At 75.5% G+C, this 10333-nt stretch carries 9 protein-coding genes and 1 pseudogene; 6 read left to right on the forward strand and 4 right to left on the reverse strand.

Annotated features, from left to right (window positions below; all coding sequences use genetic code 11):
* Positions 1-98: 98 nt before the first annotated feature.
* Positions 99-269: pseudogene (gene mraW, locus ABZ641_RS16735) on the reverse strand (16S rRNA (cytosine(1402)-N(4))-methyltransferase); the annotation flags it as partial.
* Positions 270-803: 534 nt separating this feature from the next.
* On the opposite strand from mraW, the gene ABZ641_RS16740 reads away from it, so the two are divergent.
* From ABZ641_RS16740 to ABZ641_RS16755, 4 genes are all read left to right on the forward strand, one after another.
* Entirely contained in the window at positions 804-1343 is a 540-nt protein-coding gene (locus ABZ641_RS16740) for a carbonic anhydrase (RefSeq protein ID WP_344628012.1), read from the forward strand.
* Between the two features lie 423 nt (positions 1344-1766).
* Positions 1767-2708: a MoxR family ATPase gene (locus ABZ641_RS16745; protein ID WP_344628022.1), complete on the forward strand. Its 942-nt coding sequence runs from the start codon at positions 1767-1769 to the stop codon at positions 2706-2708.
* A 1-nt stretch (position 2709) separates the two neighbouring features.
* Positions 2710-4053 (forward strand): DUF58 domain-containing protein, encoded by a 1344-nt coding sequence (locus ABZ641_RS16750; RefSeq protein ID WP_344628013.1) that lies wholly within the window; start codon positions 2710-2712, stop codon positions 4051-4053.
* Entirely contained in the window at positions 4050-6488 is a 2439-nt protein-coding gene (locus tag ABZ641_RS16755) for a DUF3488 and transglutaminase-like domain-containing protein (RefSeq protein ID WP_359982563.1), read from the forward strand. The genes ABZ641_RS16750 and ABZ641_RS16755 overlap by 4 nt, the downstream gene beginning before the upstream one ends.
* A 98-nt stretch (positions 6489-6586) precedes the next feature.
* On the opposite strand, the gene ABZ641_RS16760 is transcribed toward ABZ641_RS16755, so the two are convergent.
* From ABZ641_RS16760 to ABZ641_RS16770, 3 genes are all read right to left on the reverse strand, one after another.
* Entirely contained in the window at positions 6587-6970 is a 384-nt protein-coding gene (locus tag ABZ641_RS16760; protein WP_030262858.1) for a DUF3040 domain-containing protein, read from the reverse strand.
* Between the two features lie 274 nt (positions 6971-7244).
* Positions 7245-7997 (reverse strand): methyltransferase domain-containing protein, encoded by a 753-nt coding sequence (locus ABZ641_RS16765; protein WP_344628015.1) that lies wholly within the window; start codon positions 7995-7997, stop codon positions 7245-7247.
* Positions 7998-8089: 92 nt separating this feature from the next.
* Positions 8090-8608, reverse strand: coding sequence for an SAV_6107 family HEPN domain-containing protein (locus ABZ641_RS16770; RefSeq protein ID WP_344628016.1), 519 nt, complete (start codon positions 8606-8608; stop codon positions 8090-8092).
* A gap of 592 nt (positions 8609-9200) precedes the next feature.
* On the opposite strand from ABZ641_RS16770, the gene ABZ641_RS16775 reads away from it, so the two are divergent.
* Both ABZ641_RS16775 and ABZ641_RS16780 read left to right on the forward strand, forming a co-directional pair.
* Positions 9201-9809 (forward strand): DUF4126 domain-containing protein, encoded by a 609-nt coding sequence (locus ABZ641_RS16775; protein ID WP_344628017.1) that lies wholly within the window; start codon positions 9201-9203, stop codon positions 9807-9809.
* Between the two features lie 63 nt (positions 9810-9872).
* The coding region (locus ABZ641_RS16780) for an NAD(P)-binding protein (protein ID WP_359982568.1) at positions 9873-10333 on the forward strand (461 nt) is incomplete at its 3' end.

Consider the following 10333-nt stretch of genomic DNA (forward strand, 5'->3'; position numbering starts at 1 on the left):
CAATACAATTTTTTTCTTGTGTTGTTTGTTTTTCAGTGGTGTGCTCTGCCGCGCGGCGCGGGGGCGCCCCGCCGCGCGGCCGGGGCGCCGCCCCCCCCCACGAGCCGGGCCCCGGGGAACTGGGTGAGGATCGCCTCGCTGTGGCCGCCGAGGCCGAGGGTGGCGTCGACCACCACGGCGCCGGGGGCACCGGCCGCGGGGGCCAGGGCGTCCATGCAGCGCTGCAGCATCACGGGGACGTGCTTGGGTGCCGGACTCTCGTTGCTCATTGCGCGGTGGCGACCTTCCTCGGTGCGGCCGCCCGGGCCCGGACGGCTGGCCCCATTCTCGCCCACCGCCGGAGCGGCTCCGGCCGCCGGGCCGGGACCGCCCGCGTGCACACGGCCCGCGGTCCCCGCCCGCTCGCCTGGGGAAGGAGTGACCGCCCGGCACCGGGGAAGGTGCGCCAGGTGGCACAGGAGCGGGTGGAGGCCGCGGGCCGCGTACGGGGAGCGCCCCCTCGCCGGCCCGGGGGCGTCGGCGGGGCGCCGGGGCAGTGCTCCACTGCGCCGCCAGACTATCGCCCGCTCACGCCGAGTCAACGCTCCCCGACGGAGCGCCACCCGGGCGGCGGTACGGCTCCGCGCAGGTCACGGGTGCCGCGGGCGCGGCGGGCCGGCCGGGCGCACCGACGCGGTCCGCGCCGGGCATACCGGGCGGAACGGTGCAACCCGCCCGGCCTGCGGCGCAGCGGGGCTATGGACTCGATCACAGCCCGCGGCCGCCCGCACCACGGCGCCGGGATTCGGATTACCTTCGTCACCATGACAGTGACCCCCGACCGGCCCGTGCCGAACGCCGCTGCCAGCTCCGCCTCCGGCATCATCGACCGCTTCGTGGCGTCGAACCGCGAGTACGCGGTCGACTTCCGCGACGGCGGCATGGACGCCCGCCCCGTGCAGAAGGTCGCCGTGGTGGCGTGCATGGACGCCCGTCTCGACCTGTTCGCCGCCCTCGGCCTGGAGCTCGGCGACGCCCACATCATTCGCAACGCGGGCGGTGTCGTCACCGACGACACCATCCGCTCGCTCACCATCAGCCAGCGCGCCCTGGGCACCCGCTCGGTCGTGCTGATCCACCACACCGGCTGCGGCCTGCTCGGCCTCACCGAGGACTTCCGCCGGGAGCTGGAGGCCGAGGTCGGCCAGCGCCCGCAGTGGGCGGTGGAGGCGTTCGTGGACCTGGACGGCGACGTCCGCCAGTCCATGCAGCGGGTCCGCACCTCGCCGTTCGTGCCGCACACCGACGACGTCCGCGGCTTCGTCTTCGACGTCCACACCGGCCTGCTCCGCGAAGTCGACTGAGCCTGACGTTCCGCGTCCGCCCCGCCCGGGGCGGACGACCCGCTCCGACCCGGCCAGCGTCGTCCGGGTCCCCTTCCCGCGCCCGGGGCTCCCGCCCCCGGGCGTCGGTGGTGCCGGGACGAACCGGGACACTGCACGCGTCTCGCCCGCCCGAGTGACTTCCGGCCGCACGACAGGGAAGAATGCCCGTGCAGGCCCGGCCCCGATCCACCGGGGCGGCCCGCCGCACGCCCACCGCCCGTGCCACTCCTCGACGGACTCGCACGCCCGCCCGGGCGGTGCGCCATCGGTCGGCCGGCAACCTGAGCCGGCACAAGTGGTCCACATGGGAGCGAACGGGTGACGACCTACAACACGCAGGGCACGGCGGGCGCGACCCGTTCCGACGGTTTCGCGGCGCGCAGGCCCGCGGGGCTCCAGGAGCTGGGCGCGGTGGCCGAGCGCATCCGCGCGTCGGTGGAGAGCGTCATCGAGGGCAAGCCGGAGGCCGTCCGGATCGCGCTGACCGTGCTGCTGGCCGAGGGCCACCTGCTGCTGGAGGACGTGCCCGGCGTCGGCAAGACCATGCTCGCCAAGGCACTCGCCCGGTCCGTGGACTGCACGGTGCGCCGTATCCAGTTCACCCCGGACCTGCTGCCCTCCGACGTGACCGGCACCAACGTCTTCGACCAGCACCAGCGGGACTTCGAGTTCCGGCCGGGCGCGATCTTCGCGCAGATCGTGGTCGGCGACGAGATCAACCGGGCCTCGCCGAAGACCCAGTCGGCGCTGCTGGAGTCGATGGAGGAGCGCCAGGTCACCATCGACGGCACCAGCTACGAGCTGCCCTCGCCGTTCATGGTCGTGGCGACCCAGAACCCGGTCGAGATGGAGGGCACCTACCCGCTGCCCGAGGCGCAGCGGGACCGCTTCATGGCCCGGGTGTCGATCGGCTACCCCAGCCCCGAGGCCGAGTTCGCGATGCTGGACGTGCACGCCGGCGCCAATCCGCTGGAGGACCTGCAGCCGGTGGCGCACGCCGCCGACATCCTCAAGCTGATCGAGGTGGTCCGCTCGGTGCACGTCGCCGACGCGGTGCGCCGCTACGCGGTCGACCTGGTCGCCGCCACCCGTTCCCACCCGGAGCTGCGGCTCGGCGCCTCGCCGCGCGCCACCCTGCACCTGGTGCGGGCGGCCCGCGCGGCCGCCGCGCTGGAGGGCCGCGACTACGTGGTGCCGGACGACGTCCAGGGGCTGGCCGTGCCGGTGCTGGCGCACCGCCTGCTGCCCACCGCCGAGAGCCGGATGAACCGGCGCACCGCCGAGCAGGTCGTGCTGGACCTGGTCGCGCGGCTGCCGATCCCCCGTCCGCAGGGGCGCGGCTGACGTGGCCGCGGGCGAGAACCCTCCGCCGCAGGCCGGGCAGGCGCCGCACGGACTGCGGGCGGGGCTGCACGGGCTGACCACCCGGGGGCGGTCCTTCCTCGCCGCCGGGATCACCGCCTCGCTGTGCGCGTACGTCTTCGGGCAGGACGCGCTGCTGCGGGTCGGTGTGCTGCTGGCGGCGCTGCCGCTGGTCTCCGCGCTCTGGCTGCTGCGCACCCGCTACCGGGTGGCGGGCGGCCGCCGGCTGTCCCCGCACCGCACCCCGGCGGGCCACGAGGCCCGGGTGCACCTGCGGCTGGACAACGTGTCCCGGATGCCCACCGGCGTGCTGATGCTGGAAGACCGCGTCCCGTACGTGCTCGGGCCGCGGCCGCGGTTCGTGCTGGACCGGGTCGAGTCGCACGGCTACCGCGAGGTGTCCTACCGGGTCCGCTCCGACCTGCGCGGCCGCTACCCGCTGGGCCCGCTGCAGCTGCGGCTGTCCGACCCGTTCGGGATGTGCGAGCTGGGCCGCTCGTTCAACGCCTCCGACGTGCTGACGGTGGTGCCGCAGGTCGTGCCGCTGCCGCCGGTGCGGCTGCCGGGCGAGCGGGCCGGGCACGGCGACACCAACGCCCGGGCACTGGCGCTGGCCGGCGACGACGACGTGATCCCGCGCGAGTACCGGCACGGCGACGACCTGCGCCGGGTGCACTGGAAGTCCACCGCGCGGTACGGCGAGCTGATGGTCCGCCGCGAGGAGCAGCCGCTGCGGGCGCACGCCGCGGTGCTGCTGGACACCCGGGAGATCGCGCACCGCGGCTCCGGGCCGGGCTCGTCCTTCGAGTGGGCGGTGAGCTGCGCGGCGTCCGTCGGCGTCCACCTGGTCGACCGCGGCTACCGGACGCGGCTGGTCACCGACACCGGTCGCGCGGTGCCGTCCGCGGGCAACCCGGCCGCGACGACGCCCGCCGAGGCGAACGGGCTGCTGCTGGACGAGCTCGCGGTCGTCGACCACTCCGACGGCGGCGGGCTGGCCCGCGCCGAGGAGGTGCTGCGCGGCGGCGAGGGCCTGCTGGTCGCGATCGTCGGCTCCCTCGACTCCGAGCAGCTGGAGCGGCTGTGCGGGCTGCGCCGCCGGGCCGCCGGCGCGGTGCTGTTCCTGCTGGACACGGCGACCTGGGCGGGGCTGCGGCACCTGCTGCCGGACGCCTCCGACGGCGACTTCGAGGAGCAGCAGAAGATGCTGCGGCGGGCCGGCTGGACGGTGCTGCCGGTGAAGGCCGGCGCCTCGCTGCCCGAGCTGTGGCGTTCGGCCGACCGCACCGAGCAGTCGAGCCCCTACCGAGACGAGGTCGGAGCGTGACCACCCGGGCCCGTTTGACGATCAGCGCGGCAACGGCGACGGCGCTCACCGCACTGTGCCTGCTGCCGCTGATCACCACGCACGGCTGGTTCGTGCAGGCCGTCCTGCTGGTCCTGGTCGCGGCCGGGGCCGGCACCGGGCTGCGCCGCCTCGCCGTCGCCGGCTGGGCGGTCACCCCGCTGCAGCTGCTGATCGTGCTGTACGCGCTGATGCTGCTGTCGGTGCGCCGGTCGATGGCCTGGGGGCTGCTGCCCGGCGGCCGGGCGCTGGACGCGCTGAGCGGGCTGCTCACCCAGGCCGGCACGGACCTCGGCCAGTACGCGGTGCCCGCGCCGGACACGGCGGGCCTGCGGCTGGTGCTGGTCGGCTCGGTCGCCCTGATCGCGGTGCTGGTGGACGCGCTGGCGGTGACCCACCGGCGGGCGGCGGCGGCCGGTCTGCCGCTGCTGGCGCTGTACTCGGTGGGCTGCGGCCTGTCCGGGGTGGGCTCGGGTTCGTGGATCTGGTTCCTGCCCGCGGCCGGCGGCTACCTGCTGCTGCTGCGCGCCGAGGGCCAGGACCGGCTGTCGCGCTGGGGCCGGGTGTTCAGCGGCCGGGGCAAGGCGACGAACACGCCGCCGGTGCACAGCGGGCACCGGGTCGGTGTGATCGCGCTGGTGCTGGCGGTGGCGGTGCCGGCGTTCCTGCCGCAGGCGGGCCTGGGGCTGGTCGGGGCGATCGGCGGCAGCGGCGGTTCGGGCTCCGGCAGCGGGTCCGGGTACCGGGTGACCTCGCTGAACCCGGTGGTGGCGCTGACCGAGAGCCTGCACCGGACGGACGCGGTGCCGTTGCTGCAGTACCGCACCACCGCGCAGTCCGTCGGCGAGATGTACCTGCGGATCGGCGCGCTGGACGAGTTCAACGGCGTCGACTGGCGGTTCTCCCCGCAGAAGCTGCAGCAGCGGCCCGAGCCGCTGCCGAAGCCCGCGGGCCTGTCCTCGGCGGTCGCGGTCACCCAGGCCGACACCCACGTGGCGATCTCGCAGAACCTGCGGACCGACTGGCTGCCGCTGCCGTACCCGGCGAACTCGGTGAAGGTGCAGGGCAACTGGCGGTACGAGCCGGAGACCCGCACCGTGGTCGGCGCGGACGGCCAGAAGACGGACGGCCTCACGTACGACGTGACCAGCCTGGACGTGCGGCCGACCGCCGAGCAGCTGCGCTCGGCCGGCCCCGTCCCCGCCGACCTGCCCGGGCGCTACCTGCAGCTGCCGGACTCGCTGCCGGCGCAGGTGGCGAGGACGGCGCAGGAGGTGACGGCGGGCAAGGACAACGCCTTCGACCGCGCGGTGGCGCTGCAGGACTGGTTCACCTCGCCGCAGTTCCACTACGACACCGACATCGAGGCCGGCACCGGCAGCACCGCGATCCTGAAGTTCCTCCAGGACCGGCGGGGCTTCTGCGTGCACTTCGCGTCGACCATGGCCGCGATGGCCCGCACCCTGGGCATCCCGGCCCGGGTGGCGATCGGCTTCACGCCGGGCAGTTCCAGCGACGGCTCGGTGTACGTGGTGCGGTCGACCAACTACCACGCCTGGCCGGAGCTGTACTTCGCGGGCACCGGGTGGGTGCGCTTCGAGCCGACGCCGTCGGCCGGGCAGGGCGCGATCGTGCCGAGCTACACCCGGCCGGAGACCGCCCCGTCCGCCGGGGCGACCACGGCGCAGCCGACCGACGAGCCGAGCGACGCCGCGTCGGCCTCGCCGGGTGCGGCCAACAGCTGCGGCGGCGGCCACCGCGCGGAGGACTGCGCGGACCAGCAGACCGCCGCGGACCAGGCCGTGCACGGCGAGCCGTGGTGGCTGTCCTGGCGGGCGCTGGCGACGTTCTCGCTGGTGGCGCTGGCCCTGGTGCTGCTGGCGGTGCCGGCGCTGTGGCGGGCGAGGCTGCGGCGGCGCCGGCTCGGCGCCGGACGGCACCTGGCGGGCGCCGACCGCACGGAGCTCACCGACGCGCAGGTGCTGGCCGCCTGGCAGGAGCTGATCGACTCGGCCTGGGACCTCGGCATCCCGCCGGACGACGCCAGTACGCCGCGCCGCACCGTGGCGCGGATCGCGCGGCTCGGTTCGCTGGACGTCGAGGCGCAGGCGGCCGCGGGCCGGGTGGCGCTCGCCACCGAGCAGGTGCTGTACGCCCGGGAGACCGGACCGGTGCCGCCGCTCGGCGCGGACGTGCTCGCGACCCGGGAGGCGCTGCGGGCGTCGGTCGGCCGGTACGGCCGGCTGCGGGCGGTGCTGCTGCCGCCGTCGGCGGTGCGCCTGTGGTGGCGGGCCACCGAGCGGGTCGGCGCGGTGCAGCAGGCGGTGCGCGGCCGCTTCGACACGGTGGCGGGTGCGGTGCGCACGGCCGTCCGCCGGGTGCTGCGGCGTCCGCCCGAGGAGGACGGCCGGTCCTGACCGGTCCCGCTCCCGGCCCGTCGGACGACGGCGCCGGGGGCGGGCAGTTCGGTGAACTGCCCGCCCCCGGCGGTCGGTCGCTCGTGCTTCCAGTGGTCCTAGAGGCCGTCGTGTTCGTCGCGGCGGCGTTGCCAGCGCTGTTCCATCCGGTCCATCACGTTCGCCTTGCGGCGGGGAGCGGGGGATGCCTTGGGGCCCGATCCGTGCCCGAGGGCACCGCGTCGCCATCCGGTCACGGCGAGGACCGCGCAGCCAAGCATCACCAGGAAACCGATCACGCTCACCCAGATCAGCTGGGCGACCATGCCTCCCATCAGGAGACCGACGCCAGCCACGAACCCTGCGGCGGCCAGGTAGACCCTCCGACGGGTGTAGGTGCGCAGGCCGGTTCCCTCAAGCGCTGACGCGAATTTGGGATCTTCGGCGTACAGCGCTCGCTCCATCTGCTCGAGCAGTCGCTGCTCGTGCTCCGAGAGCGGCACGGAGTCCTCCTACTCGTCGGTCGCGGGGCGACCGGTCCGCCACCCCTGGGCCTGATCCTGTGAGGTCCATATGCCCCAGGCGTTCGGGTGTCATGCTTTCCGGCTTTACCCAGATCATACGGTCCACAGGGCCTGTTCGGGGTGGTCGTGGACACGTGCCATCAACCACTTCGGAGCCGCCCTGCACCGGTGCCAACGCCCCTGCCCGCGCACAAGTGCCCGGATCATCGGAATCTCCGCAGCCCAAGGGGCGCGGCGGCGCCCGGCGGCGGGCTCAGACGAGGGCGGCCAGCAGGTGGAGCTGGGTGGCGACGGCGTGGAAGGCGGGCTCCTCGGCGGCGGCCAGCTCCAGCTTGAGCAGGGCCTCCATCGCGCCCGGCTCGGTGTCGACGAGCACCCCGGGGACGAGGTCGGCGAAGACCCGTACGCCATGCACGGAGCGCACCTGGAGGCCGGCCGCGGCGGTCAGGCCGGACAGCTCCTCGCCGGTGAAGCGGCGCGGCATCGGGTCGCCGGCACCCCAGCGGCCGTCCTCGGCGTCCAGCACCGCGCGGGCGTCGGCGAAGTGGCCGGCCAGGGCGCGGGCGAGCACCGCGCCGTTGCGGTTGGCGGCGAGCAGACTCACCAGGCCGCCCTTGCGCAGCGTGCCGGCGAGGCTGCCGAGCGCCTCCGCCGGGTCGTCGACGACCTCCAGCACGCCGTGGCACAGCACGGCGTCCACCGAGCCGGCCTCGACCACCTCGGGCAGCGTCTGGGTGTCGCCCTGGACGGCGCGGACGAGACCGGTGACCCCGGCCTCGGAGGCGCGCCGCTCCAGCGCGAAGAGCGCGTCCGGGCTCGGGTCGACGACCGTGACGCGGTGGCCGAGCCGGGCCACCGGCACCGCGAAGTTGCCGGTGCCGCCGCCCGTGTCGAGGACGTCCAGCACCGGCCGGTCGAGCTCCGCGGTGCGCTGCTCCAGGGCGGTGCGCAGCACCTCCCAGACCACGGCGGTACGCAGGGCACTGCGGGGGCGCGTCGGGTACACGGCGGAGCTCCTCGGTACTGGGATCGATCACCGAACGCCACCACCTTAGGCCCTGCGGTGCCGGCCGAACGGCGCCCGACGGCCGCGGCCCGCTACGCCAGCGGCAGGGGCTGCTGGGGGACGACCGGACTCAGTCCGAGCAGGCGCTCGACGATCCGCAGGTACAGCCCGGTGTTGCGGATCAGGTCGTCGGCGTCGCGGGCGGTCGCCGCGGTACGGATGCCGGCCTCGGCGGCGGCCCGGCGCCGTGCGCCCGCGGCGAAGTAGACGGCCCACTCGGTGAGCTCGGGGGCGACCCCGGGCAGCAGCTCCCAGGCGCTGCGGATGGCCTTGCGGCGTCGCGGGTTGCCCTCGGGCCGGCCGCGCACCGCGAGCACGGCGGCGGTGGTGCGCAGCGCGGCGAGGTGGGCGGTGGCGTAGCGCTCCAGCGGGTCCGGCAGGCCGCGGGCGGCGGTGAGGGTGCGGTGGGCCTGGCGGAGCAGGTCGAGGGCGGCGGGCGGGGCGTCCGTCCGGCGCACCACGGGGTGGACGTCGGCAGGGCGGGTGCGTCCGGCGGGCAGGGTCTCGGCGACAGGGTGGCGGGTGACGCGCTCGGGGCGGCTGATGGTCATGGTCTCCCCCGGTCCGATGCGGGTTGCCCGGGCCGGGCGGCCCGCGCCACTCCAGCGTGGCAACCGCCACTGACAATCCCGGGTGCGAACGGTCCGCCGGGGGTGCGGGGAGCACGGCGGCGGGAGGAGCGGCGGGGGCGGCGACGCGGCCGGACCGGCACCCCCGTCGCCGTCCGGCCGGGCGCCGCCGCCCCGCACGTCTGCCGGAGGCCGTTCCCCCGGCCTCCGGTCTCCCCCGGTCGGGCCGTCCCCCCGGACCACGCTCCGCCGCCCCGTGCCGGCGGTGCGCGGCCCCGAACGGCCCGTGCACGCGACCGGGCCGGCCAGCCGGTCCCCCACGGTCGGCGGACGGCCCTGTCGCTTCCCGGACGGTGCTTCGCGCTCACCCCGCCCGGCGCCCACCACTATGGCGTCCCCGCAGGTCAGGGGGTATCCGTCGGCGTACTCATTCGTGGCCCTGAGTATCCGTACTCAGTCCCCGGGCGGGCCGGGCGCCCGGGAACCGGCGGGCCGTGCGGCGCGTCCTTGGAGCACCGGTACGGTACGTCCCGACCGCCCGGGTGTCGGGCGGCCCTGCCGGAGGGGAGCAGAGTTGAGCATCATCCCGTTGATCTTCACCAGCGGATGGGCGAGCGGTGTCAACGCCTACGCCGTGGTCCTGCTGCTCGGCCTGTTCGGCCGGTTCGGCGGCGCCGAGTCGGTGCCGCCGGCGCTGGAGCGCACGGACGTGCTGATCGCCGCCGCGGTGCTGTTCCTCTGCGAGGCGGTGGCCGACAAGATCCCGTACGTGGACTCGGTGTGGGACGTGGTGCACACCGTGATCCGCCCGGCCGCGGGCACCGTCGTCGGCGTGCTGATGGCGAGCAACGACCCCGGCTCGCTGAGCGAGGTCGCCGCGGGCGCGCTCGGCGGTACGACGGCTCTGGTCAGCCACGGCATCAAGGCCTCGCTGCGGATGGCGGTCAACACCTCGCCCGAGCCGGCCTCGAACATCGTGGTCAGCCTGCTGGAGGACCTCTCGGTGGCCGGCCTGGTCACCCTGGCGGTCTTCCACCCGTGGGTGGCGGCCTCGGCGGCCGCGGTGCTGCTGGTGGTCGGGGTGCTGCTGGTCTGGTTCGCCGTCTCCCGCATCCGCCGCTTCCTTCAGCGCCGCCGCGAGCGCAGGGCCGCGCGCACCGCGACCGTCCAGCCGCAGTACTGACGAGCACGTGAGGGCGGCAGCCCCCGGGTGACCTGCGCGGGTTCGCCCGTAGACTCAGCGCCCATGGCACGGATCGTCATCATCGGCGCAGGCATGGCCGGACTCGCGGCAGCGGCCCGGCTCGGCACCCTCGGCCACCGGGTGACGGTGTGCGAGGCCGCCCCGACGTACGGCGGCATGGTCGGCCGGTACGAACGGGACGGCTTCGCCTTCGACACCGGGCCGGGCGTGCTCAACCTGCCGGCCGTCTACCGGGACCTGGCGCTGAAGAGCGGCCGGGAGCCGCTGGAGCAGCTGGTCGACCTCGTCCCGGTGGAGCCGGAGAGCCGGCACCTCTTCCCCGACGGTACCGACCTGGTGCTGCCGAACGCCTCCCGCGGCGGCGTCGCCAAGGCCCTGGACACGGCCTTCGGCGCCGGCTCGGGCGACCGCTGGGGCGAGGTGACGAACCGCGGGCGGGCGGTCTGGGAGGCCACCCGCCGCCCGCTGATGGAGGAGCCGGCCCTCGGGCAGCGGCTCCTCCA

The organism is Kitasatospora sp. NPDC007106 (assembly GCF_040634455.1).
In the GTDB taxonomy this organism is placed as follows: domain Bacteria; phylum Actinomycetota; class Actinomycetes; order Streptomycetales; family Streptomycetaceae; genus Kitasatospora; species Kitasatospora arboriphila.